This window comes from Arhodomonas aquaeolei DSM 8974, from assembly GCF_000374645.1.
Classification (GTDB): Bacteria; Pseudomonadota; Gammaproteobacteria; order Nitrococcales; family Nitrococcaceae; genus Arhodomonas; species Arhodomonas aquaeolei.
In genome coordinates this window covers 100,749-124,928 of the sequence record NZ_KB894808.1, presented here as the reverse complement: position 1 = coordinate 124,928, position 24,180 = coordinate 100,749, and the positions used below count along the sequence as shown (strand labels likewise).

Below are 24,180 nucleotides of genomic sequence, written 5' to 3'. Positions count from 1 at the left end.
GGCCATGGATGGTTCATGGGAGCGACGCTAGCAAGGCGATATATAGTTTTCTAATATTGGATTCGTCATTTATGTATACACATATATGCATGGATTCAGGGCACCATGCCCCCTGCCCCGCCGGCGGCACGTCGTCGCGACGTGCACCGCGCCCGCCGACGCCGCCATAATGGGTCGCTCCCGGGGAGTCACCGCGCGGCAGAGGCATATGGAAATGGCATCGATGCGCTGGAGCACACGACGTCGCGTCCTGCTGGTCGCGCTGGTGCCCACCATCACGGTGGCGGCGGTGCTGCTCTCGCTGCTCGGCGATACCGAGCTCTCGCGTCTGCGCTCGGCACTGAACCGCGAGCTCGCCGTGAGCGCGCATCAGTGGCGCGTGCCCGCCGCGGAGGCGCTGCACTCCGGCCATCTCCGCACCCTGCAGGGCATCGTCGATTCACTGGTGGACAACCCCACCGTCGCCGAGGCGCGGATCGAGCGCGGCGACGGCTCCACGGTGGTCTCGGCCCGCAGCCACGCCCCGCGTGTCACCTCCATGCTCGGCGGGGCGCTCATGGCGGCGACGGCATTCGAGCGGCTCGACGCCGGCGTCATGACGGTGATGCTGGATACGGCCACCACGCCGATGCCACCCTCCGGCGGTACGCTGACGGTCACTCCCGACCACGGCTGGGCGTATCAGCGCTATGCCGCGGTCATGCTTCCCCCTTTGGGACTCGCCGCCGCCGTCGCCGGCATCGCCACGCTCCTCGCCCTGGCGGTGGCGAACAGCCTGGTCACCCCGACCCGGCGGCTGACCCGGTTCACCACGCGCATCCGGCGCGGCGAGCTCGACGGGCGTCTGCGCGCGGACGCCGGCGGCGAGATCGGCGAGCTGGAAGAGGCCATGAACCGCATGGTGCAGGCCCTGGGCGAGAGCCGCGAGGCCCTGGAGGCGCGGGTGCGCCAGACCACCTCGGAGCTGCGCCAGACCCTGCAGGCCGTGGAGGTGCAGAACGTGGAGCTCGACGTCGCCCGGCGCCGCGCGCTGGAGGCCAGCAAGGTCAAGTCGGAGTTCGTCGCCAACGTCTCCCACGAGATCCGCACACCGATCAATGGCATCGTCGGCTTCGCCGACCTGCTGCATCACAGCCCGCTCAACGCCGAGCAGCGCGACTACGTGGACACCATCCGCCAGTCCTGCAGCAACCTGCTGACCATCATCAACGACATCCTCGATTTCTCGAAGATCGAGGCGGGCAAGATGGCGCTGGACAGCGTCGACTTCGACCTGCGGGACTGCGTCGAGGAGGTCTTCGCCCTGCTCGCCCCGGAGGCGTACGACAAGCGCCTGGAGATCGTCCAGCTCGTGTACGCCGACGTACCCACCCGGCTGCGCGGCGACCCGCTGCGCCTGCGCCAGGTGCTGACCAATCTGGTACACAACGCCATCAAGTTCACCCCCGCCGGCGAGGTCACCGTGCGCGTGATGATCGAGGAGGAAGACAGCGACTCCGTGAGCATTCGCTTCAACGTCAGCGACACCGGCGTCGGCCTGCATGAGTCCGACCGCGACAAGCTATTCCGTGCGTTCAGCCAGGCCGACACCTCGCTGACGCGGCGCTTCGGCGGCACCGGCCTGGGGCTGATCATTTCCCGCAAGCTCGTCGAGCAGATGGGCGGCACCATCGGCCTGGAGAGTGAACCCGGCGTGGGCTCGACGTTCTGGTTCACCGCCCGCCTGGAGCGCCGGCCGGAGCCGGCGTCGCCGGCGCCGGCGACGCCGCTGGACGGGCGCCACGCCCTGCTCTACGACGACAGCCACCTGACCCGCCTCGCGACACGGCACCGCCTGGAGCAGTGGGGCATGACCGTCACCGGGGCCGGCATCGAGACATTGGAGGCACGCCTGGCCGAAAACGACTGGGCGCTACTGGTCGCTGGTATCGGTCAGGCCGCACTGGACACCGCGCTACCGGGACACCTGATCACCACGGCCCACGCCGCCGGCGTCCCCGTACTGGTGCTCGCCAGTACCGTCGACCGTGAGATCCACCAGCAGCTCACCCGGCTCGGCGCGGCCGCCACGCTGCCCCGCGTCGCACGCCGGCAGGCGATCTTCCGCGAGCTCTGCCGGGTGGTGGACTTTGCCGGCACCTCCCTGCCCCGACTGCCGGCACCGGACACGGCCGATGAGGCGGACGCGGCGGACGCCGAGGGAAACGCCCTGGATGGCGCGAACGTGCTCGTCGTCGATGACAACGAAATCAACCGCAAACTCATCACCACCATCGCCGCACGCAACGGCGTGCGGGTGGTGGAAGCCGGCGACGGTACCGCGGCAGTGGACGCGTGCCGCCACGAGTGGTTCGACACAGTCTTCATGGATATCCACATGCCGGGTATAAGTGGCGAGGAGGCGGCTCGACGGATCATCGCCAGCTACGACGGCCGGCGACCGCCGCGGATCATCGCACTCACCGCCAACGCCATGAGCGGAGAGCGCGAACGGCTGCTCGCCGCCGGGATGGACGACTGCCTGATCAAGCCGGTAACGGAGGTGCAGATTCTCGCCGCGATCGGCCGGGACGGCCCGGCACCGGAGCATTCGAGCGTTGATAACGACACCCGGAGCACGCTGCGGGAGATGATGCTCGACGAGCTTCCCGACCATCGCCAACGCATCGTCGCCGCCGTCGAGACCGGAGACCGGGCAACGCTGCGCGAGCACGTGCACAAGCTCCACGGCGCGGCCAGCGTATGCGGGCCGGAGGCCCTGCGCTCGGCTTGCGCCGAGCTGGAGGGACACCTCGTCGCCGGCGATGCTCAGGCGATACCGGGGGCGGTGGACGATCTGCTCGGAGCGATTGACACGGTCTCAGCCGACTCCCCCGCCTGAACCGCCCTCCAGCACGACGAAGGCGACAGCGTAGTCGCGCTCGTCCGAGATGCTAAGGTGACAGCGGAGGATGCCCCTGCGAACGGCGAGCGTCTGCGCCTCGCCCTCGAGCTGCAGCTGCGGCGCCCCGACCTCATCGTGACCGACACGCAGGTGCTGGAAGCTCAGGCCACGCCCGATACCCGTGCCGAAGGCCTTGGCCGCCGCCTCCTTGGCGGCGAAACGGCGGGCGGCGAAGGCCCCGAAGTCCGCCAGCGCCGCCCCCTCGTCGAGCTCCGCCGCGGTCAGCACCCGCCGCGCGAACCGGGTATCCGGGGCCCCGGCGAGGCGACGTATGCGCGCGACCGCGACGATGTCGGTGCCGATGCCGACGATCACGCCCCGCCCCGCACGGCGGCCCCGGTCATCAGACGCCGCATGTCGGCGACGGCGTCGGCGAGCCCGCTGAATACCGCCCGCGCGATGATCGCGTGGCCGATGTTGAGCTCGTGCATGCCGGGCAGCGCCGCGACCGCCTCGACGTTGTGGTAATGCAGGCCGTGACCGGCATTGACGGTGAGCCCGAGGCCCCGGGCGTAGGCGACGGCCTCCGCCACCCTGGCGAAGGTCCGCCGCGCGGTCTCCGGGTCCTGCGCATCCGCGTACTCCCCGGTGTGGATCTCCACCACCGGGGCGCCGGCCCGGGCCGCGGCGTCGAGCTGCACGGGATCGGGGTCGACGAACAGGGAAACCGCCACTCCGGCGCGCGCCAGCCGGGCGCAGACCGCGGCCGTGCGCCCGGCCTGGGCGGCAACGTCGAGGCCACCTTCGGTGGTCAGCTCCTCGCGGCTCTCCGGGACGATGCAGCAGTTGGCGGGGCGGACCGCCTCGGCGATCGCCACCATCTCGTCGGTCATCGCCATCTCCAGGTTCAGCCGGGTCTCGACGGTCTCCGCGAGCAGCCGCACGTCCCGGTCCTGGATGTGACGGCGGTCCTCGCGCAGGTGCACCGTGATCCCGTCCGCACCGGCCTGCTCGGCCACCAGCGCGGCCTGCACCACCTCCGGGTAACGGGTACCACGGGCCTGGCGCAGGGTGGCGACATGATCGATGTTGACCCCCAGCAGGGGGCGATGGCTGGTCACTGACATGCGCTGTCGTCCTCTCCGGTATCGGATGGCCCGCCGCGGGCGTCCGCGGCGCGGAGCTGCTGACGGTAAAGCCCGCGGCTGTAGAGCGGGCGCTCACCGAGGTGCGGCGCCAGCGCCGCGCGCATGAGCTCGCGCGCGGCCCGCGAGCCGGCGGCCCCGGTCTCACCGGCCGCCAGGCCGAGGAGCACGGCACCGTCGATCCCGCGCCCGGCGGCCCCGCCCGCCAACGGGTGGAAGCCCGTGTCGGGATCATAGCGGTAAGCAATGCCGGGCTGCACGGGCGCCCCGCCGGCGTCGTGCCCCAGTGGCAGTCCGTAGCCCAGGCTGGTGAGCAGGTCGCGCTCGAACAGCCGCAACAGCACACCCTCGGCACCGGCCTCCAGCGCGAGCGCAGTCACCAGCCGGGTGTAATGACCGAACAGCTCCGGATGAGGGTCTTGCCGGCGCGTCGTGCGCACCAGCAGCTCATTGGCGTAGAGCCCGCTGATCAGCCGGGTGCCGGCGAGCCGCGCGGGGGTGCCGGCGAGCTCCGCGTCCACCAGCGTGGCAAGATCGCCACGCCCCTGCCAGGAGAGGCTGAGCGGCTGGAACGCCTGGAGCGTACCAGGCAGGCGGGAACGGGCCCGGCGCGCACCCCGGGCCACCAGCCCGACGCGGCCATGGTCCCGGGTGAAGCACTCCAGCAAAAGGCTGGTGTCGCGGTAGGGCCGGCGGTGCAGGATGTAGGCGGGGGCCAGGCTGACCCGGCGCTGCTCGCCCATGGCGCTACTAGAATTCCCCGTAACCGAGGGAGCGCAGCGCCCGCTCGTCGTCAGACCAGCCCTCGCGGACCTTCACCCAGAGCTGGAGGTAGACCCGGCCGTCGAACAGCCGCTCCATCTCCAGCCGCGCGGAACGCCCGAGCGACTTGAGCCGGCGGCCGTCCCCGCCGATGACGATCTTCTTCTGCCCCGGCCGCTCGACCCAGATCACCGCGGCGATGCGGCGCAGCCGCCCCTCCTGCTCGAACGCCTCGATCTCGACGGTGGTCGCATAGGGCAGCTCCTCGCCGAGACCGGCCATGAGCTGCTCGCGGATGAGCTCCGCGGCCATGAAGCGCTCGGAGCGGTCCGTGACCTGCTCCTCCGGGAACAGTGCAGGCCCCTCCGGCAGGCGGGCGACGAGCTCCTGCTCCAGCGCCTCGAGGTTGCTGTGCCGCTGTGCCGAAACCGGCACCACCGCGGCGAAATCATGGCGCTGACTGAGCCGCTCGATCAGAGGCAGCAGCTGGGTCTTGTCGGGGATCCGGTCGACCTTGTTTATCGCGAGCACCACCGGCACCCTGACCGACTTGAGGCGCTCGAAGACGAGATCATCATCCTCGGTCCAGCGACTGGCGTCGACCACCACCAGCACGACATCGACGTCGTCCAGCGCCTGCCCCGCGGCCTCGTTGAGGTAACGGTTCATCGCCGTTTTCGTGGCCCGGTGCAGCCCGGGGGTGTCCACATACACGAGCTGCGCGCCCTCGATGTGGTGCACGCCGATGATGCGGTGGCGCGTGGTCTGCGGCTTGCGGGTAACGATGCTGACCTTCTGCCCGAGCAGGGCATTGAGCAGCGTCGACTTGCCCGCGTTGGGTCGTCCCATCAGGGCGACAAAGCCGCTGCGCATGGTCTCGGTGGCCGTGCTCATCCGGCCCTGCCTCCGTCATTATCGCCCTCGCGCAGACGCGTGAGCATGGATTCGGCCGCCTGCTGTTCGGCACGGCGGCGAGAGTTCGCGCGGCCCTCGCTGGTCACCGCCAGTTCCTCGACATGGCAATGCACACGAAAGGTCTGGTCGTGGGCGCGCCCCTCGACGTCCACCACCTCGTAGGCCGGCAGCGGCAGCCGCCGCGACTGGAGGTACTCCTGCAGACGGGTCTTGGGGTCCTTGAGCTGGCGCTGCTCGGGCAGGTCCGCCAGCCACTCCCGGTAGAGCCCGAGGATGACGTCGCGGCAGGCCTCGAAGCCGCCGTCGAGGTAGATCGCGCCGAGCACCGCCTCGGTCGCGTCGGCGAGGATGGAGTCGCGACGGTGACCGCCGGTCTTCAGCTCGCCGCCGCCGAGGTGGATGTAGCCGCCGAGCTCCAGCCGCCGGGCCAGCCGCGCGAGCGAATTCTTGTTGACCAGGTTGGCACGCAGGCGGCTGAGCTCGCCCTCGCGGGCCTCCGGGCGCCGTTCGAACACGGCGGCGGCGATGACGAAGTTCAGCACACTGTCGCCGAGGAACTCCAGGCGCTCGTTGTTGGGCCCGCTCGCACTGCGATGGGTCAGCGCCTGCTCGAGCAGCGCCGCATCGCGGAATCGGTACCCCAGGTCCTGCTGCAATCGCTCGGCCGTCACGTCACTTGTTTCGGATGAGGGTGGATTTCTTGAAATGGGCGACGAAGTCGAGGTTGGCGATGAACGGCCGCCGTACCTCGTACTCCACCGACGCCTCGATGCCGCCGCGCACCTCCTCGAACTGGAGGTCCTTGGCCTTGATGTTATTGATGTCGTTGATGATCAGCCGGCGCGAGAAGGTCTCGCGGATGTCCTTCTGGTTATTGCCGGTGAACTGCTTCTGCCCGCTTATCCCCTCGAGGATGGTGCCAACGGAGTGGGCCTCCAGGTAGACCGGCACGAGCCGCATGGCGATAAGCGCCAGCACCCCCGCGGCCACCAGTCCGAGCAGCAGCTGGGTGATGGTCACGCCGCGCTGTGTATGAATCCGTCCCTGCACGATGCCCTCCACGAGCCGTTGTCCCCATCCCTAACAGTTGCTCCGGAACCGCCGCAGGGGAACGCGCACGAAACCCCGCAGCGGGCCTCCGCAAACTACCCTGTCGCACAGATCCCTAGTGAATGATATCGCCGATCCGGCCCCAGTGCAGACCGCCGTTCTCCATGTCCCAGCTCATCCAGATCAGGAAGGCCCGGCCGACGATGTTCCGCTCCGGTACCGGCCCCCAGTAACGACTGTCGCTGCTGCGGTCGCGGTTGTCGCCCATCATGAAGTACGTGCCGTCGGGAACCTGGTAGGTGAACCCGCGCGCGGGGGCCGTCTCGTGGACCAGCAGCTGGTGGTTGACGTCCATGAGGTCCTCGCGGCGAAGCGAGACCAGCGGGTCGCCCCGGTAGTCACCGAGGGTCTGCTGGTCCATGAGTTTGCCGTTGATATAGACGTGCTTGTTCTCGTAGCGGATGGTGTCGCCGGGCAGACCCACGACCCGCTTGATGTAGTCCTGCGACGGGTCCTTCGGGTAGCGGAACACCATGACGTCGCCCCGATCCGGCTCGCCGACGTCCAGGAACTTGTCGTGCAGCACCGGCAGGCGCAGCCCGTAGGCGAACTTGTTGACCAGGATGAAGTCACCCGGCAGCAGCGTGGGGATCATCGACCCGGAGGGGATACGGAAGGGCTCGACCATGAACGAGCGGATCACCAGCACCGCCAGGATCACCGGAAAGAGCGATCGCGGCAGGTCGATGAACCAGGGATCGGAGTCCTTGCTCCGCTGCTCTGCCACACGGCGGGGACGCCGCACCAGCCGGTCCCACAGCCAGATCACCCCGGTGACCAGCGTCACCGCAACGAGAAGCGCCTCGAAATCCCACATACCCGATTTACGCGCCGTGCGCCCCCTGCCTAGTTGTTCTTGTCCACCTGCAGGACGGCGAGGAACGCGTCCTGGGGGATCTCGACCTTGCCCACCTGCTTCATCCGCTTCTTGCCGGCCTTCTGCTTCTCCAGCAGCTTGCGCTTGCGGGTGATATCACCGCCGTAGCACTTGGCGGTGACGTTCTTGCGCATCGCCTTGACCGTGGAGCGGGCGATGATCTTCGAGCCCACCGCCGCCTGGATGGCGACCTCGAACATCTGCCGCGGGATGATCTCCTTGAGCCGCTCGGTGAGCTCGCGCCCGCGCGGATGGGCGTGGTCGCGGTGGACGATGGTGGACAGTGCATCCACCCGGTCACCGTTAACCAGGACGTCGAGCTTGACCAGCGGCGCCGCCTCGAACCGGCGGAACTCGTAGTCGAATGAGGCGAAGCCGCGGCTCGCGGACTTCAGCCGATCGAAGAAATCGAGCACCACCTCGGCCATGGGCATCTCGTAGTCCAGCGAGATCTGGTTGCCCACGTACTGCATATCCTTCTGGGTGCCGCGCTTCTCCTCGCAGAGCTTGATCACCGGCCCCACGTGCTCCTGGGGCACGAGGATGTTGGCATGGATGATCGGCTCGCGGATCTCCTCGATGTCCCCCACCGCCGGCAGCTGAGAGGGGTTGTGCACCTGTATCGTCTCGCCCTCGCGGGTGACCACCTCGTGCACCACGGTGGGCGCGGTGGTGATCAGCTCCAGGCCGTACTCACGCTCCAGACGCTCCTGGATGATCTCCATGTGGAGCATGCCGAGGAAGCCGCAGCGGAAACCGAAACCCAGCGCCTGGGAGGTCTCGGGCTCGTAGGACAGCGAGGCGTCGTTGAGGCGGAGCTTGCCGAGGGCATCGCGGAAGGCCTCGTAGTCGTCCGCGTTGACCGGGAACACGCCGGCGAAGACCCGCGGCTGGACCACCTTGAAGCCCGGCACCGGACTGTCGCAGGGCGTCCGGGCGCTGGTCATGGTATCACCCACCGGCGCGCCGTCGATGTCCTTGATGCCCGCCACCACGAAGCCCACGCGCCCGGCGCTGATCGACTCCCAGGGCGTGCGCTTGGGCGTGAAGATCCCCAGGTCGTCCACCTGGAACTCGCGGCCGGTGGACATCACCCGGATGCGCTCGCCGCGCCGGAGCTCGCCGTCGAACACGCGCACCAGGCAGACGACACCGAGGTAATTGTCGAACCAGGAGTCGATGATCAGCGCCTTGAGCGGCGCATCCGGGTCGCCCTTGGGGGCCGGCACCCGCGCGATCAGCGCCTCCATGAGGTCGTCGACGCCCTCGCCCGTCTTCGCGGATATGCCGAGCACGTCCGTGCCGTCCAGGCCGATGATCTCCTCGATCTGGTGGATCACCCGGTCGGGCTCGGCCGACGGCAGGTCGATCTTGTTGAGCACCGGCAGGACCTCGAGGCCCTGATCCACCGCGGTGTAGCAGTTGGCCACGCTCTGGGCCTCGACCCCCTGGGAGGCGTCCACCAGCAGCAGCGCGCCCTCGCAGGCATACAGCGAACGGCTGACCTCGTAGGAGAAGTCCACGTGGCCGGGGGTGTCGATGAAGTTGAGCTGATAGACGTTGCCGTCTCGGGCCTTGTACTCCAGCGAAACGCTCTGGGCCTTGATGGTGATGCCGCGCTCGCGCTCCAGGTCCATGGAATCCAGGACCTGGGCCGCCATCTCACGGGACGTCAGCGAGCCGGAACGCTCGATCAGACGGTCGGCAAGTGTCGATTTGCCATGGTCGATATGCGCGATGATGGAAAAGTTGCGGATCCGGTCCATCGACTGGGACGCCATAGGGTCTCCGAAAAGCGAACGCACTGCAGTGGCGCCAACGCATTACCGCGGCACACCCCGCCGGTGCGCCGCGGTAACGCCTCGGGGCACGGGTTTCGAGACGCGAACGATACGGCTTTCCGGCGGCGGGCTCAAATGCCCGTCACTGCCCGGGCAACCGCAGGGCGAGGAAACGCGGACCATCCTCCCGGCGCACGAGCACGGCGACGCTGCGCCCCGGCTCCAGCGCGGCCACCGCGTCGCGCAGCGCCGCCGGCGAATCGATCGCCTTGCGGTCGAGTCGGGTAATGACATCGCCGCGGCGCACGCCTGCCTCTCGGGCCGGTCCGGCCGTGACCCGCTCCACCATCACCCCGTCGGCGTCACCGGCCAGACCGAGGGCCTCGCGGGCGCCGTCGTCGAGGGGCGCGACCACCAGCCCCAGACGGTCGATCCTGCCCTCCGGCGCCGGTACCGGGCCACGGGCGGTGAGGTCCTCCGGAAGCTCACCGACACGCACCTGTACCGTCCGCCGCTCGCCCTCGCGGATGATCTCCACCGGCACCTGCTCCCCCACCGGGGTACGGCCGACGATGGCCGGAAGCGCACCGGAGGTCGGTACATCGTGGCCGTCGAAGCGCACGATCACGTCTCCCACGCGCAGCGGCGAGTCCGCCGCCGGGCTATCCTCGAGGATCTGGGAGACCAGCGCCCCGCGGGGACGGCGCATGCCGAAGGACTCCGCGAGGTCGCGGGTGACATCCTGGATCATGACCCCGAGCCAGCCGCGGGCCACGTGACCCTCCTCGCGGAGCTGGCGGGCCACATCCATGGCCAGCTCGATGGGTATCGCGAACGACACGCCCATGAAGCCGCCGGTACGGCTGTAGATGTGGGAGTTGATCCCGACCACCTCACCGTCGAGGTTGAACAGCGGCCCCCCGGAGTTGCCCGGGTTGATGGCCACGTCCGTCTGGATGAAGGGGACGTAGTTCTCCTGGGGCAGGTTTCTGCCCAGGGCGCTGACGATCCCTGCGGTCACCGAGTGATCGAAGCCGAACGGCGAGCCAATGGCAAGCACCCACTCCCCGACCTGGAGCTTCGAGGAACGCCCGATGGTCACTGTGGGCAGGCCCGAGGCATCGATGGCGATCAGCGCGAGGTCGCTGCGCGGGTCGGCGCCCACCACCTCCGCATCGAACTCGCGACGATCCGGCAGGCGCACCACGATCTCGGTGGCGTCCTTGACCACATGGTGGTTGGTCAGTATGTAGCCGTCGGCATCGATGATGAAGCCGGAACCCAGCGAGTCCGTCTCGAAAGTCGGGGGCTCCTCGCCGTCGCGGAAACGGTCGAAGAAATCGTGGAAAGGATGGTCCTCGGGCAGTTCCGGCAGTCCGGAGTCAGCGTCCGGGCCGGCCTGTACCGTGCGCTTGGTGCTGATGTTCACCACCGCGGGACTGTTCTCGCGCACCAGCCCGGTGAAATCCGGGAGATTCGCGCGGGTCGCGGCGAGGACCGGCAGCGCCGCCAGCACGAGGAGCATGGCGGCGATGCGGGCGAGGCTTCGATTCATCGGCTCAGACTCCCTCGACGGTGCCCCCGCGGGCGGTTTCGGCATCGGGCGACGGCGCCTCGCCGAGCAGCCGGATACCGGGTATCGGCATGCGGGTCAGCGGCCCCAGCCACCACCACAGTCCCAGCGCACTGGCCATACCCGCCAGCGCACCGGCGTCCGCGGGCAGCTCCAGTCCGAGGGCGGCGGTCCGGCCGGCGATGGCCGCAGCAATCATGAGCACCAAGGGTACCAGATAGGCCGCCACGGAGGCGCCCACCAGTGCGCCCTCCTCGACGCCGATCATCAGGCGTTCGCCCACTTCCGTGGGGCGTCGCGTGGCGATACGCAGTGCGCGGGTGCGTCCGGCCAGATAGGTTGCCAGGCTTCTCACGCCACAACCGCCGTGGGCCGCGCAGCCGTGGCAGACCGCGCCGGGCTCGCCGCGCACGCGGATCGCCCCCGGCTCCACCGCGACGACGCGCACGGGCTCGCGGATCACTTCGACGGCGCACCCGGCGCGAACGAACGGGCGATCTCCATGACCGCCCTGGGCGGGACCTCGCCGACCACCACGACCTGCCGCTCGTCACTCACGCGGCCGAAGGCGCTGAACGCCCCCATCCGCGAGAGCCCCTCGAACCGCGGCAGCTTGCTGTCGAGATGACTGACGTACACGGACACGGCGGCGAGGCCGTCGGAGTACATCCGGTGCTCCACCGGCCCCTCGATCCCCGTGGGCATATGCCGGCGCTCGCTCAGCCGCAGGGCAAAGCCGCCCGGGATGAAGCCGAGGTGCCAGTCCGGCTCGAATACCTTCTTCTGCCCGTCGTGCTCTTCGCCGTCAGGATCGGCCTTGTACCAGGTGAAATCCCGACCGCTGAGGTGGGGCTCGAGGAGCTTGTCGGGGATATCGTCGGGGAACTGGATCTCGGTGAACACCACCTGTTCCAGGGTGTCGTCGCCGTGGACCAGGTCCGCCCGCAACATCACGCCGGTGCCGGTGTCGATCCAGAAACGGTAGCCGTAACGGTAGTCGTCGGCGGCCTCGATGCGGATGCGCTGGGCCTCGCGCCCGGCGACCCGGGTCACACCGCCGGTATCCAGACGGTAGTAACGGCCGATGGAGTCGGTATCCGCCGGCAGCACGCTGGTGAGCGGGTTACGCACCTGGCGGTGATCCACCATCACACTGCGGCTGTCGGGGAGGATGCAGGTCACGCGGTTGCCGTCGCGGATGATCTCCCGGGCGACGCCGTCGAGGGAGTGGAGCCGTTCCTCCACCTCGTCGGCGGCCTCACCGCCACGGTGCACGATGCGCATCGACTCCGGCGTGGATGCCCCCTGACGGTAGACGAACACCCCGGTGTAATCGGTCTCCTGCATCGCCGAGACCATGCGCTGCAGCCACTGGTGGGCACTGCGCGCATCCGCCGCGGCGGCCTGTGCGGTGACCGCCGCGACCACCACCAGCACCGCACCAAGCCAGCGTCGTGCCCCGCTATTCGGCACGCGCATGCCCGGCGATGCGTGCGTAGTTCAGCATACCGCCGGCCCCGGCGCCGACGGCATTACCGGAATGATTGACCAGATAACCGTTGAGCCGGCGCTGTACGGTGGGATCGAGCCCCTGCCAGGTGACACGCTCAACGGAGTCGGCGGTCGCCGGACCCTCGTCCACGGAGACCCTTTCGGCGAGGCCGTTGCCGCCGCCCGCGGAGGGCGCACTGGCGGTCACCGCCGTTGCCGCCGGGCCGTTGCCGCGCTCCCCCGGACCCGACGGCCAGAGACCGACGGCGAGCACGGCAACGGAGGCGGCGATCGCCGCTCCCGCCACCGGACGGGCGAAGCGCAGCACGCGGCGCCGGTGCGCGGCGGGCTCGGGATGGACCGGGGCCTCGGCCTCCGCCGGATCCAGTGCGGGCTCGGCGTCCAGCGCCGCGGCAACCCGGTCCGCGAAGGCCCCGTCCGCCGCCAGTCCGAGATCGCCGTGCACGGCGGCCCTCGTGGTGTAGTAACGGCCCAGGCGATCCACGAGCTCCGGATCCCGGCCGAGGCGCCGCAGCAGTAGGGGCATCTCCTCGCCGGGCAGCTCGTCATCGGCCAGCGCCGAGAGCTGTTCGTTCACGTGTTCACTCATACCCGTCACCCGTCGCCTCCGACAGCAGCGGCTTGAGCCGCCGGTCTATTGCCTCCCGTGCGCGGAAGATCCGCGAGCGCACGGTCCCGATCGGGCAGTCCATCGCCTGCGCGATCTCCTCGTAAGTCAGACCCTCGAACTCCCGCAGGGTCACCGCCGTACGCAGGTCTTCAGGCAGCGCCTCGATCGCGTCGAGCACTGTCTGCTGGATCTCGTCCCTGCGGGCCAGCGCCTCCGGGGACTCCTGATCCTTGAGCGAGGAATCCACATCAAACCGCTCGGCGTCCTGCACGTCCACGTCGCTGTCCGGCGGCCTGCGCCCCATGGCGACGAGATGATTCTTGGCCGTGTTGATGCCGATGCGGTAAAGCCAGGTATAGAAGCTGCTGTCGCCACGAAAGCGCGGCAACGCACGATAGGCCTTGATGAAGGCCTCCTGCGCCACATCCATTGCCTCGGACTGGTCATGCACATACCGCGAGATCAGCTTGATCAGCTTGTGCTGGTACTTGAGCACCAGCACGTTGAAGGCCTGCTTGTCGCCGGCCTTGACCCGCTCGACCAGCGCCGCGTCCGATTCCGAGTCTGCCATTAACGGCGACCCTCGGGACGTGACGCCGGCCATTGCTCAGTGCGGTAGACAATACGCGTCATGGATAGTTCGTGTGCTTCGTCGCGGTAGTGGAACGCCCCCGCCACACAGCAGCCGGCGCCCCTGCCGTGCTAGGCTCTTCGGGCCCGCGCGGGCGCCTCGGACGGTCGTGATCCGGATGGCGTCGTGAGCGTAGCCGATAGCCGAGAACAGGTGCAACTCGATGACCGATACCACCGCGCCCTATGACGTCCTCATCGTCGGCACCGGCGTCGCCGGCCTCACCCTCGCCCTGCGTCTGCCCGCGGCACTGCGTATCGCCATGATCGCCAAGGGACCGCTGACCGAGGGCTCCAGCCTCTACGCCCAGGGCGGGATCTCGGCGGTGCTCGACGCCGCCGACTCGGTGGACGACCATGTCCGCGATACGCTCACCGCCGGCGCCGGGCTCACCGAGGAGGCCACCGCACGCTTCGTCGCCGAGCACGCACCGGCGGCCATCCGCTGGCTCGTCGATGCCGAGGTCCCCTTTTCCCGCGCCGAAGGCGAAGCCGCCGATCTCCACCTCCACCGCGAGGGCGGTCACAGCCATCGCCGCATCGTCCACGCCGCGGACGCCACGGGGCGCGCGGTGGAGACGACCCTGGAGGGCGCCGTCCGCGCCCGGGAGAACGTCACCGTCCTCGAGCACACCATGGCGGTGGAGCTGATCACCGAGCGCCACACCGGCGGCGAGCCGCGCTGCCACGGGGCCTATGTGCTCGACCGGCGGAGCGGGCGCGTGCGTACTCTGCCGGCGCATACAGTGGTGCTCGCCACCGGCGGCGCGAGCAAGGTCTATCTCTATACCAGCAACCCGGATGGGGCAACCGGCGACGGTATCGCCATGGCGTGGCGCGCCGGCTGCCGGGTCGCGAACATGGAATTCAATCAGTTCCATCCCACCTGCCTCTATCATCCCCGGGCGAAGTCGTTCCTGATCAGCGAGGCCGTGCGCGGTGAGGGCGCTGTCCTGCGCCTGCCCGACGGCGAGCGATTCATGCCGCACTTTGACGAGCGCGCCGAGCTCGCGCCGCGGGACGTGGTTGCCCGGGCCATCGACCACGAGATGAAACGCCTGGGCGTGGACTGCGTCTACCTGGACATCAGCCACCGGGACGCGGCGTTCATCCGCGGGCACTTCCCCACCATCCACGCCCGCTGCCTGGAGTTCGGCATCGACATGACCCGCGAGCCGATCCCGGTGGTTCCTGCCGCCCATTACACCTGCGGCGGGGTCGTGGTCGACCGCCACGGGCGTACCGACCTGCCCGGTCTCCACGCCATCGGCGAGTGCAGCTACACCGGGCTGCACGGGGCCAACCGCCTGGCCAGCAACTCGCTGCTGGAATGCCTGGTCTACGGCATGAGCGCCGCCGAGGTCATCCCGGCGGACTGCGCCGCGCGGAGCGGCCGGGCGCCGGCGGTGCCGCCGTGGGACGAGAGCCTGGTGACCGACTCCGACGAGCAGGTCGTGGTCAGCCACAACTGGGACGAGATCCGGCGGTTCATGTGGGACTACGTCGGCATCGTGCGCACGGACAAGCGTCTGGAACGGGCCCGCCACCGCGTCGACCTCCTCGCCCGGGAGATCGCGGAGTACTACCGCAATTTCCGGGTCACGCCGGATCTCATCGAGCTGCGCAACCTGGCGGTGGTCGCCGAGCTGATCGTGCGCAGCGCCACCGCCCGGCGCGAGAGCCGGGGGCTGCACTTCACCCGGGACCACCCGGAACCCTCCGCGGATCCGGCGCCCACCGTACTTACGCCCGGCTACCGCTGACCGCCGCCTCCGCGGCGCGCAGCGCCCGGCAGAGGCCGCGCCAGTCGGCGACTCCGTCGCGGCCAAGCACGCAGCAGCCGCGCCGCACCCCTGCGGCCCAGTGCACCACGAGCAGCGGGCCGGCCCGGTGTGACGCCACCAGCCGCACCCGCCGGATACCGCCGGCGGCGACCAGGTCCAGCCGGTCCTCGCCGGGCAGACGCAACGCCAGCGGCACGCGCCCCCGACCGGGTACCCCGTGGTGATAGAGTCCTCGCGCAAGACCCGCACCGAGCACGGCGAACCAGACTGCGCGCGCCGTCCAGGACCAGTCCGTCAGGAGAAACAGGGGAACGAGACCGGCACCGTAGGTACCGGTGAGTACGGCGCTGACCCACAGGGAGCGGGTCAGCGCCGTCTCAAACGCCGTCGCGGACGCGGCGGACGATATCGCGGAGGGACCCATCCGTGGGCTCGCTCGCGCCGGTCAGCAGCCAGTCCGCCAGCGCATCGTCCTCCTGATCGAGCAACTGCTCGAAGGCCCGGCGCCCGTCCTCGTCGAGCGCGTCGTAGCGACGGCTGACGAACCGTTCCAGCAAAAAGTCCAGTTCCTTGGTACCGCGCCGGCAGCGCCAGCGCAGTCGCGAGACCTCTGACACCGGCCCGGCCTCAGCGGCGCTCGACCATGAGCTTCTTGATCTCGGCGATGGCCTTGGCCGGGTTCAGGCCCTTGGGGCACACCGAGGTACAGTTCATGATCGTGTGGCAGCGGTAGAGCTTGAAGGGGTCCTCCAGCTCGTCGAGCCGCTCGCCGGTGGCCTCGTCACGGCTGTCGGCGATCCAGCGGTACGCCTGCAGGAGGACCGCCGGCCCGAGGTAGCGGTCCGGGTTCCACCAGTAGCTCGGGCAGGAGGTGGAACAGCAGGCGCAGAGGATGCACTCGTAGAGGCCGTCCAGCTCGGCACGGTCCTCCTTGGACTGCAGCCGCTCGTGATCCGGCGGCGCCGGGCTCTGCGTCTTCATCCAAGGCTGGATGGAGGCGTACTGGGCATAGAAATGGGTGAGATCGGGGATCAGGTCCTTGACCACTGCCATCGACGGCAGCGGGTAGATCCGCACGTCGCCCTTGATCTCGTCGATGCCCTTGGTGCAGGCCAGCGTGTTCTGCCCGTCGATGTTCATCGCGCAGGAGCCGCAGATGCCCTCGCGGCAGGAGCGCCGGAACGTGAGCGTGGGATCGATCTCGTTCTTGATCTTGATGAGCGCGTCGAGAACCATCGGCCCGCAGCTGCCCATGTCCACCTCGTAGGTGTCGAGCCGCGGATTCTCGCCGCTGTCCGGATCCCAGCGGTAGACCTTGAAACGCTTGATGTTGCCCCCGCCCTCGGCGCGATGGGTGACGCCGTCGGTGACGCGGGAATTGGCCGGCAGGCTGAACTTCGCCATCTCGTGAACCTCTTCGCTGACGCTTGACCGGGTTGGAAACCGCGAGGGGGCGGGCCGTTCAGTAGACCCGCTTCTTCGGCGGAATGACCTCCATCTCGTCGGTCAGCGTATTCATGTGCACCGGACGGTAGTCGATGGTCACGTTGCCGCTGCGGTCCATCCAGGTGACGGTGTGCTTCATCCAGTTCTCGTCGTCCCGCTCCGAGTGGTCCTCGCGGGCGTGCGCCCCGCGGCTCTCGGTGCGGTTGCGCGCGGACTGCACGGAGGTGACCGCGTTGGCGAGGAGGTTCTCCAGCTCCATCGTCTCCACCAGATCGGTGTTCCAGATGAGCGAGCGGTCGGAGACGCTGACGTTCTCGAACGACGCGTAGATCTCCTCGATCCGCTTGCAGCCCTCCTCCAGCGTCTCACCGGTACGGAACACGGCGGCGTAGTTCTGCATCGTCCGCTGCATGCGGTCGCGGATGCGCGCCGTCGGCTCCGAGCCGTTGGCGTTGCGCAGTCGGTCGAGCCGCGCCAGCGCCGGCTCGGCGCTGTCGGCGGGCAGCGGACGGTGGTTCGCGCCGGCCTCGTCGACCAGCTCCGCGGCACGGATCGCCGCCGAGCGGCCGAAGACCACCAGGTCGAGCAGCGAGTTCGAGCCCAGGCGATTGGCACCGTGCACGGACACGCAGCCCGCCTCACCGATGGCCATGAGCCCCGGCACGACCGCGTCCGGATCGCCGTCGCGGGGGGCGACGACCTCGCCGCGGTAGTTCGTCGGGATGCCGCCCATGTTGTAGTGGACGGTGGGCAGCACCGGGATCGGCTCCTTGGTCACGTCGACGCCCGCGAAGATGCGCGCGGTCTCGGCGATGCCGGGCAGGCGCTCGTTGATGACCTCCGGGCCGAGGTGCTCCAGATGCAGGTGGATGTGGTCCTGCTCCGGGCCCACGCCGCGGCCCTCGCGGATCTCCACCGTCATGGAGCGGCTGACCACGTCGCGGGAAGCGAGGTCCTTGGCATTGGGGGCGTAGCGCTCCATGAAGCGCTCGCCGTCGGAGTTCGTGAGGTAGCCGCCCTCGCCGCGCACGCCCTCGGTGATCAGGCAACCCGCGCCGTAGATACCGGTGGGATGGAACTGGATGAACTCCATGTCCTGGACCGGCAGACCGGCGCGCAGGACCATGCCGGCGCCGTCGCCGGTGCAGGTGTGCGCGGAGGTGCAGGAAAAGTACGTCCGCCCGTAACCGCCGGTGGCGAGCACCACCACGTGGGCGCGGAAGCGGTGGATCTTGCCGGTGGCGAGCTCCAGGGCGATGACGCCGCGGCAGGCACCGTCCTCGTCCATGATCAGGTCGATGGCAAAGAACTCGATGTAGAACTCCGCCTGATGCTTGAGCGACTGCTGGTAGAGGGTGTGCAGGATGGCGTGACCGGTACGGTCCGCCGCGGCACAGGTGCGCTGGGCACGGCCCTCGCCGAAGTGCGTGGTCATGCCGCCGAAGGGGCGTTGGTAGATGCGGCCCTCCTCGGTGCGGGAGAACGGCACGCCGTAGTGCTCGAGCTCGACGATGGACGGGATGGCCTCGCGGCACATGTACTCGATGGCGTCCTGGTCACCGAGCCAGTCGGAGCCCTTGATGGTGTCGTAGGCGTGCCAGCGCCAGTCGTCCTCGCCCATGTTGCCGAGTGCGGCGCTCACGCCGCCCTGGGCGGCCACGGTGTGGCTGCGGGTCGGGAAGACCTTGGTCACGCAGGCCGTGTTGAGTCCCTTCTCGGCCATACCGAAGGTCGCGCGCAGGCCGGCGCCGCCGGCGCCCACCACGACGACGTCGTAGGTATGGTCGATAATCTCGTAATCGCCCGCCATGAATCAGCCTCCCACCGCGACGCGCAGTACCGAAATGATGCCGACCGCGCCGAGCACCACCGCGACGAATTTCACGAGCACGATCAGCGCCTGGCGCAGCGCCTCACAGCCCACGTAATCCTCGAGGACCACCTGGATCCCCATGGCCCCGTGCCAGAACACGAGCCCGACCACCAGCGCCATGAGCGCGGCGTTGAACGGCGCGCTCAGCCACGCGACCGCGGCGAGATAGCCTCCGCTGCTGACCGTCGCGACCCCCACGATGAACCAGAGCATGAGCGGAACGAGCGCGATGGCCGTGAGCCGCTGGAACCACCAGTGGGTGGCGCCGTGATGCGCCGAGCCGAGCCCGCGCGCCTGCTTGATCGGTGTACGAAACTGCATGTCTACCCCCTCGCCGCTCGCGTTCACACGCTCAGCGCGATGATCCACGCCACCAGCGTAAGCACGCCGGCCGCCACGATTGCCGCCATGCCGCTCTTGCGCGCGGTCTCGAGCTCGAACCCGTAGCCCGCATCCCAGAACAGGTGCCGGATGCCGTTGCACAGGTGATAGAAGAGCACGAAGGTCCACACGAACATGAGCAGCTGCACGAAGCCGTTGCCGAGCACGGCATTGGCGGTGGCGTAGCTGCGCGGACCACCGGCCAGCGCGGTCAGCCAGTAAACGAGAACCAGCGCACCGACGCAGAGCAGCACGCCCGAGATGCGGTGACTGATCGACGTCAGCGCCGTGAACGGCAGCCGGTAGATCTGGAGGTGGGGAGAAAGCGGCCGATTATCGGACTGCATGAAACTCGCTCCGCTTCATTCTTTTGGGTAGTTCACTCGATGCCGGCGCTAAAACTATACTTCCGCGCCTGCGCTTGCAAGTGTCTTGCGCTGCAACACGCCTCAAAAACAACCTGCATCCTTTTGATAAAAAAGGAAAATAATAACCGGCCGAAAGCATGCCCCCATGCACCGTTGCGGCGCAACGCGCATGCCCGTCGCCCGGGCCACGTCGCTCGCGATTCAGCCGTCGGGCTCATGCCGCGCGCGCCGCACGGCACCCGTCTCGCCCCGAAGGGATTCCGCGGATGTGCGGGCCCCGGCCCCCACGGACCTCCCGTCCCGGCGGCTCCGCCGGCGCGCCGGGCAGGTGACTAGAAGTCGCTACAGCGCCCGTTGCTCTCCCAGTCGCCGTAGCGGGTGGGCTCCGGCCCGCGGGGACCGCCGATCTCCTCGGGCCAGGCCTCGCCGGGACGCTCGCGCCGGCGCTCCGCCGTGCCGCGGTCGTCGCCCTCCACCGGCTGCTCGGCGCTCGCCTGCTCGGGCTCGCGTTCGTTCTCGCTCATGGCTGCCTCCTGCTTTTTGCCCTCGGCCCCGGACGTGGGAGAATGCCTCTCAATCCGGATTCACCTCCAAAGACGGGATCGCGATACGCCCGGAAGGTTCACCCTATGACCGACTCATGGACCGCAATTTTACAGGAACTCGGCACCGGCGGGGACGGACACCTGGCACCGGTGTCGGACGAGGCTCGCCACGTCGCCGAGGGCGGCGTCGCCGCGCCACTGCCCGGCACCGGTGTGATTCGCGTGACCGGCGAGGACGCCCCCGCCTTCCTGCAGGCACAGCTCACCAACGCGATCGAGGACATGGACCCCGGCCAATCCCGGCTCGCCGGCTGGTGCACCGCCAAGGGCCGGGTGCTGGCGCTGTTCCGCGTCATCCGCACGGACGAGGGGTTCATCCTGCTCACCGCCGCGGAACGGGTGCCCGCGGTGCTCAAGCGCCTGCGGATGTTCGTCCTCCGCGCCCGGGTCACCCTGGAGGACATCGGCGCGGAGACGGCGGTCATCGGGCTCGCGGGCGCCCCCGCGTCCGCGCCGCTGTCCGAGCTCGCGGGGACACCGCCCGGTGCCGTGGACGCGGTCACACGGGCCGGCGACCTCACCGCCGTGCGCCTGCCCGACCCGGAGCCGCGCTGGCTACTGCTCGTGCCCGCCGACGAGGCGGGTGCGGTCTGGGACGCGATCACGCGGGCGCTCCCGGCGGTGGGTCCGTCCATCTGGCGGCTGCTCGACATCCGTGCCGGTCTGCCGGAGATCGTCGACGCCACCGCCGAGCGCTTCGTCCCCCAGATGCTCAACCTGGAGCCGCTGCGCGGGCTCGCCTACGACAAGGGCTGTTACCCGGGCCAGGAGGTGGTGGCGCGGATGCACTACCTCGGCCAGCTCAAACGCCGGCTCTACCGCCTCGGCGGCGCCGGGCGGCCCCCGGAGCCGGGCGCCACCGTGACCGACGCCGACGGCGGCACCCTGGGCGAGATCGTCTCCGCCTCAGCATCCGGCGAGGCGGTGTTCGAGGGCCTAGCCGTGCTGCGCATCGACGCCGCCGCCAACGCCACGCCGCACATCGGGGGCGGGCCGGTGGCGCTGCTCGAACTCCCGTACGCCGCCCCGGGCACGCCGCCGGCAGACGCCGGCTGAACCCGGGCCGTTACTCCACGGCCTGCGGGCGCATCGCCGGGAAGAGCAGGACGTCGCGGATCGAAGGGGAGTCGGTGAGCAGCATGACCAGGCGGTCGATACCGATGCCCTCGCCCGCGGTCGGCGGCAGGCCGTACTCCAGCGCGCGGATGAAGTCTGCATCGTAGAACATGGCCTCGTCGTCACCGGCCTCCTTGGCCGCGGCCTGGGCGCGGAAACGCTCGGCCTGATCCTCGGCGTCGTTGAGCTCGGAGAACCCGTTGGCGATCTCGCGGCCGCCGACGAACAGCTCGAAGCGCTCGGTGACGAACGGGTCATCGTCCTTCGGGCGGGCCAGCGGCGAGACCTCCTTGGGATAGTCCACGATGAACAGCGGCCCGTGCAGCCGCTCCTCCACCGTCGCCTCGAAGAGCTCGATCTGGAGCTTGCCGAGCCCCCAACCGGCCTCGACCTCCAGCCCGTGCCGCCCGGCGTAGGCACCCAGGGTCTGGCGGTCGTCCACGGTGGCCGCATCCAGGTCGTCGTTGTAGTCGAGCAGCGCCTGGCGCACCGACAGCCGCGGGAAGCGTGCACCGAAGTCGAAGGTCTCGCCCTGGTAGGTCACCCGCTCATCGCCGAGCACGTCCTGTGCGAGGCCGCGCAGCAGGACCTCGGTGAGGTCCATGAGGTCGTTGTGGTCGGCGTAGGCCTGGTAGAACTCGAGCATCGTGAACTCGGGGTTGTGCCGCGTGGACACCCCCTCGTTACGGAAGTTGCGGTTGATCTCGTAGACCCGCTCGAGGCCGCCGACCACCAGGCGCTTGAGGTAAAGCTCCGGGGCGATGCGCAGGTAGAGGTCCCGGTCGAGGGCATTGTGATGGGTGACGAAAGGCCGCGCCGTCGCCCCGCCCGGGATCGGCTGCATCATCGGGGTCTCGACCTCGAGGAACCCTCGCGCGTTGAACGCCTCGCGGATGTACTGGACGATCCGGCTGCGCAGCTTGAAGGTCTCGCGCGAGCCCTCGTTCATGATCAGGTCGACGTAGCGCTGGCGGTAGCGAGCCTCGGTGTCGGTGAGGCCGTGGTACTTCTCCGGCAGCGGGCGCAGGGACTTCGTGAGCAGCCGGACATCGTCGCAGCGCACCGAGAGCTCGCCGGTCTTGGTGCGCATGAGCACGCCCTCGGCACCGACGATGTCGCCCAGATCCCAGCCCTTGAACGCCGCGTACCCGCCCTCCGGGAGGTCGTCCCGGCGCAGGAACAGCTGGATGCGCCCGCTCATGTCCTGGACGTGGGTGAAGCTCGCCTTGCCCATCACCCGCTTGGCCATCAGCCGCCCGGCGACGCGCACCCGCACGTTCGCCGCCGCCAGGGCGTCCGCATCCCAGCGCTCGGCGTCGGCGTAGTCCGCCTGCAGCCGACCCGCCTCCGCGTCCGGCCGGAAGTCGTTGGGGAAGGCGTGGCCCGTCTCCCGCCAGTCGGCGAGCTTGCGCCGGCGCTCGGCGATGAGCTTGTTCTCGTCGGTCTGTTCAGGTGTGGACATGGCGTCTGGAAAGTCCGATTAATCCGTTGTTAAAAGTGCGATTTCGTTGAAACGCGCCGGTTGCCGCCGACCGCGGGCGCGGTGGGCCGGTCCCGGATCGACGGCGGTCAGGGACGGCCATCGTCGGGCGTACAGGGACGTGTTCACAGCGTGTCCGTGACCGGCCTGCCACCCCCACCCGGTCGTTCCGGCCCGGGCAGTGCCCCGCCCCCGTACCGGCGATCACGGCGCGCCCCTCAGAGCCCGGCCTTGAGACTCGCCTCGATGAACTGGTCGAGATCGCCGTCCAGCACGGCCTGGGTGTTACCCACCTCCACGGCGGTACGCAGGTCCTTGATCCGCGACTGGTCGAGCACGTAGTTGCGGATCTGGCTGCCCCAGCCGATGTCCGACTTGCTGTCCTCGACCTGCTCCGCCTTCTCGCGCTGCTTCTGCATCTCCAGCTCGTAGAGCCGGGCGCGGAGCTGGTTCATCGCCGTGGCGCGGTTGGCGTGCTGGGAGCGGCTGTTCTGACACTGAACCACGATCCCCGTGGGGAGGTGGGTGATACGCACCGCCGACTCCGTGCGGTTGACGTGCTGGCCGCCGGCACCGCTGGCGCGGTAGACATCGACGCGCAGGTCCGAGGGATCGACGTCGATGGCGACGTCCTCGTCGATCTCCGGGGAGACGAACACCGCCGCGAACGAGGTGTGACGCCGGTTGCCGGAGTCGAACGGCGACTTGCGCACCAGCCGGTGCACACCGGTCTCGGTACGCAGCCAGCCGAAGGCGTGATCCCCCTCGACCTTTACGGTGGCGCTCTTGATCCCGGCGACGTCGCCCTCGGAGAGCTCGATGATCTCGGCGCTGAAGCCGCGGCGCTCGAACCAGCGCAGATACATGCGCAGCAGCATGTTGGCCCAGTCCTGGGCCTCGGTGCCGCCGGAGCCGGCCTGGATGTCCAGGAAGGCGTTGCGGTCGTCCATCTCGCCGGAGAACATCCGCTGGAACTCCAGCGACTCGACGTCCGCGCGGTAGCGCTCGAGGTCCGCCTCCACCGAGGCCAGGGTGTCCTCGTCGCCCTCCTCGCGGGCCATCTCCACGAGCTCGCCGGCATCGGTGAGGCCCGAGAGCAGCCGGTCCAGCGTGGTGACGATATCGACGAGGCGGGCGCGCTCCTTGTTCAGGTTCTGCGCACGCTCGGGGTCGTTCCACACGTCCGGGTTCTCGAGCTCCCGGGTTACCTCTTCGAGACGTTCCCTGCGGTTATCGTAGTCAAAGATACCCCCTAAGGGACTCGGCGCGTCCCTGGAGGTCCTCGAGGGTATGGTTGATGGTGTTGATCTCGGCCATCGCTGAGGCGA

The 24,180-nt window shown here is 69.1% G+C and carries 25 protein-coding genes; 3 read left to right on the top strand and 22 right to left on the bottom strand.

Translation table 11 applies throughout. The features are described 5' to 3' along the window. Nucleotides 1–208: 208 nt before the first annotated feature. The gene (locus C516_RS0110690) at nucleotides 209–2,881 is read left to right on the top strand and encodes an ATP-binding protein (RefSeq protein ID WP_169509144.1); all 2,673 of its coding nucleotides are present in this window, start codon (nucleotides 209–211) and stop codon (nucleotides 2,879–2,881) included. Here the strand turns inward: C516_RS0110690 and acpS are convergent. From acpS to rpoE, 13 genes are all read right to left on the bottom strand, one after another. Continuing rightward, entirely contained in the window at nucleotides 2,861–3,259 is a 399-nt protein-coding gene (acpS, locus tag C516_RS0110685; protein ID WP_018718381.1) for a holo-ACP synthase, read from the bottom strand. The genes C516_RS0110690 and acpS overlap by 21 nt on opposite strands. Further along, nucleotides 3,256–4,011, bottom strand: a complete 756-nt coding sequence (pdxJ, locus tag C516_RS0110680) for a pyridoxine 5'-phosphate synthase (protein ID WP_040409462.1) — start codon at nucleotides 4,009–4,011, stop codon at nucleotides 3,256–3,258. Before pdxJ ends, acpS begins: the two co-directional genes overlap by 4 nt. After that, nucleotides 4,002–4,772 carry a DNA repair protein RecO gene (gene recO, locus C516_RS19310; RefSeq protein WP_018718379.1) on the bottom strand — a complete coding sequence of 257 codons (771 nt, stop codon included), beginning with the start codon at nucleotides 4,770–4,772 and terminating at the stop codon, nucleotides 4,002–4,004. The genes pdxJ and recO overlap by 10 nt, the downstream gene beginning before the upstream one ends. 7 nt (nucleotides 4,773–4,779) lie before the next feature. Continuing rightward, on the bottom strand, nucleotides 4,780–5,685 hold the full coding sequence (era, locus tag C516_RS0110670; protein ID WP_018718378.1) for a GTPase Era: 906 nt from the start codon (nucleotides 5,683–5,685) through the stop codon (nucleotides 4,780–4,782). Then, nucleotides 5,682–6,377, bottom strand: a complete 696-nt coding sequence (gene rnc / locus C516_RS0110665) for a ribonuclease III (RefSeq protein WP_156831207.1) — start codon at nucleotides 6,375–6,377, stop codon at nucleotides 5,682–5,684. The genes era and rnc overlap by 4 nt, the downstream gene beginning before the upstream one ends. A 1-nt stretch (nucleotide 6,378) precedes the next feature. Beyond that, nucleotides 6,379–6,756, bottom strand: coding sequence for a DUF4845 domain-containing protein (locus C516_RS0110660; RefSeq protein ID WP_156831206.1), 378 nt, complete (start codon nucleotides 6,754–6,756; stop codon nucleotides 6,379–6,381). A 115-nt stretch (nucleotides 6,757–6,871) separates the two neighbouring features. Next, the gene (gene lepB, locus C516_RS0110655) at nucleotides 6,872–7,633 is read right to left on the bottom strand and encodes a signal peptidase I (protein WP_018718375.1); all 762 of its coding nucleotides are present in this window, start codon (nucleotides 7,631–7,633) and stop codon (nucleotides 6,872–6,874) included. A gap of 29 nt (nucleotides 7,634–7,662) precedes the next feature. After that, nucleotides 7,663–9,474, bottom strand: coding sequence for a translation elongation factor 4 (gene lepA / locus C516_RS0110650; RefSeq protein WP_018718374.1), 1,812 nt, complete (start codon nucleotides 9,472–9,474; stop codon nucleotides 7,663–7,665). Between the two features lie 142 nt (nucleotides 9,475–9,616). After that, entirely contained in the window at nucleotides 9,617–11,029 is a 1,413-nt protein-coding gene (locus tag C516_RS0110645) for a DegQ family serine endoprotease (RefSeq protein ID WP_018718373.1), read from the bottom strand. Between the two features lie 4 nt (nucleotides 11,030–11,033). Continuing rightward, entirely contained in the window at nucleotides 11,034–11,510 is a 477-nt protein-coding gene (locus tag C516_RS20530; protein ID WP_018718372.1) for a SoxR reducing system RseC family protein, read from the bottom strand. Beyond that, nucleotides 11,507–12,526, bottom strand: coding sequence for a MucB/RseB C-terminal domain-containing protein (locus tag C516_RS0110635; RefSeq protein ID WP_084594172.1), 1,020 nt, complete (start codon nucleotides 12,524–12,526; stop codon nucleotides 11,507–11,509). Before C516_RS0110635 ends, C516_RS20530 begins: the two co-directional genes overlap by 4 nt. After that, nucleotides 12,510–13,148, bottom strand: coding sequence for a sigma-E factor negative regulatory protein (locus tag C516_RS20525; RefSeq protein WP_018718370.1), 639 nt, complete (start codon nucleotides 13,146–13,148; stop codon nucleotides 12,510–12,512). The genes C516_RS0110635 and C516_RS20525 overlap by 17 nt, the downstream gene beginning before the upstream one ends. Then, on the bottom strand, nucleotides 13,141–13,740 hold the full coding sequence (gene rpoE / locus C516_RS0110625) for an RNA polymerase sigma factor RpoE (protein WP_018718369.1): 600 nt from the start codon (nucleotides 13,738–13,740) through the stop codon (nucleotides 13,141–13,143). The genes C516_RS20525 and rpoE overlap by 8 nt, the downstream gene beginning before the upstream one ends. A gap of 223 nt (nucleotides 13,741–13,963) precedes the next feature. Between rpoE and nadB the strand changes: the two genes are divergently transcribed. Then, nucleotides 13,964–15,562, top strand: coding sequence for an L-aspartate oxidase (gene nadB / locus C516_RS0110620; RefSeq protein WP_018718368.1), 1,599 nt, complete (start codon nucleotides 13,964–13,966; stop codon nucleotides 15,560–15,562). On the opposite strand, the gene C516_RS0110615 is transcribed toward nadB, so the two are convergent. The 7 genes from C516_RS0110615 to C516_RS0110585 form a co-directional block, all read right to left on the bottom strand. Then, nucleotides 15,543–16,007 (bottom strand): hypothetical protein, encoded by a 465-nt coding sequence (locus tag C516_RS0110615; RefSeq protein ID WP_018718367.1) that lies wholly within the window; start codon nucleotides 16,005–16,007, stop codon nucleotides 15,543–15,545. The two genes, nadB and C516_RS0110615, sit on opposite strands and share 20 nt — an antisense overlap. Continuing rightward, nucleotides 15,961–16,200, bottom strand: a complete 240-nt coding sequence (locus tag C516_RS0110610; RefSeq protein ID WP_026321106.1) for an FAD assembly factor SdhE — start codon at nucleotides 16,198–16,200, stop codon at nucleotides 15,961–15,963. Before C516_RS0110610 ends, C516_RS0110615 begins: the two co-directional genes overlap by 47 nt. Nucleotides 16,201–16,210: 10 nt before the next feature. Further along, nucleotides 16,211–16,987, bottom strand: coding sequence for a succinate dehydrogenase iron-sulfur subunit (locus C516_RS0110605; RefSeq protein ID WP_018718365.1), 777 nt, complete (start codon nucleotides 16,985–16,987; stop codon nucleotides 16,211–16,213). A 58-nt stretch (nucleotides 16,988–17,045) separates the two neighbouring features. Next, complete coding sequence (sdhA, locus tag C516_RS0110600; RefSeq protein ID WP_018718364.1) at nucleotides 17,046–18,839, bottom strand: succinate dehydrogenase flavoprotein subunit; 1,794 nt, start codon at nucleotides 18,837–18,839, stop codon at nucleotides 17,046–17,048. A 3-nt stretch (nucleotides 18,840–18,842) separates the two neighbouring features. Next, nucleotides 18,843–19,223: a succinate dehydrogenase, hydrophobic membrane anchor protein gene (gene sdhD / locus C516_RS0110595; protein ID WP_018718363.1), complete on the bottom strand. Its 381-nt coding sequence runs from the start codon at nucleotides 19,221–19,223 to the stop codon at nucleotides 18,843–18,845. Nucleotides 19,224–19,246: 23 nt separating this feature from the next. Then, entirely contained in the window at nucleotides 19,247–19,630 is a 384-nt protein-coding gene (sdhC, locus tag C516_RS0110590; RefSeq protein WP_018718362.1) for a succinate dehydrogenase, cytochrome b556 subunit, read from the bottom strand. 353 nt (nucleotides 19,631–19,983) lie between these two features. Continuing rightward, the gene (locus tag C516_RS0110585; protein WP_018718361.1) at nucleotides 19,984–20,175 is read right to left on the bottom strand and encodes a DUF1674 domain-containing protein; all 192 of its coding nucleotides are present in this window, start codon (nucleotides 20,173–20,175) and stop codon (nucleotides 19,984–19,986) included. Nucleotides 20,176–20,280: 105 nt separating this feature from the next. Between C516_RS0110585 and ygfZ the strand changes: the two genes are divergently transcribed. Then, nucleotides 20,281–21,312, top strand: a complete 1,032-nt coding sequence (gene ygfZ / locus C516_RS0110580) for a CAF17-like 4Fe-4S cluster assembly/insertion protein YgfZ (RefSeq protein ID WP_018718360.1) — start codon at nucleotides 20,281–20,283, stop codon at nucleotides 21,310–21,312. A 10-nt stretch (nucleotides 21,313–21,322) separates the two neighbouring features. On the opposite strand, the gene lysS is transcribed toward ygfZ, so the two are convergent. Together lysS and prfB are read right to left on the bottom strand one after the other, a co-directional pair. Next, nucleotides 21,323–22,834, bottom strand: coding sequence for a lysine--tRNA ligase (lysS, locus tag C516_RS0110575; RefSeq protein ID WP_018718359.1), 1,512 nt, complete (start codon nucleotides 22,832–22,834; stop codon nucleotides 21,323–21,325). 236 nt (nucleotides 22,835–23,070) lie between these two features. Continuing rightward, nucleotides 23,071–24,169 (bottom strand): peptide chain release factor 2 gene (prfB, locus tag C516_RS0110570; protein ID WP_156831205.1). Its coding sequence is split into 2 segments (ribosomal slippage): nucleotides 23,071–24,093 and nucleotides 24,095–24,169, totalling 1,098 coding nucleotides; the frame shifts between segments, so codons are not numbered across the junction. Between the last annotated feature and the right edge of the window lie 11 nt (nucleotides 24,170–24,180).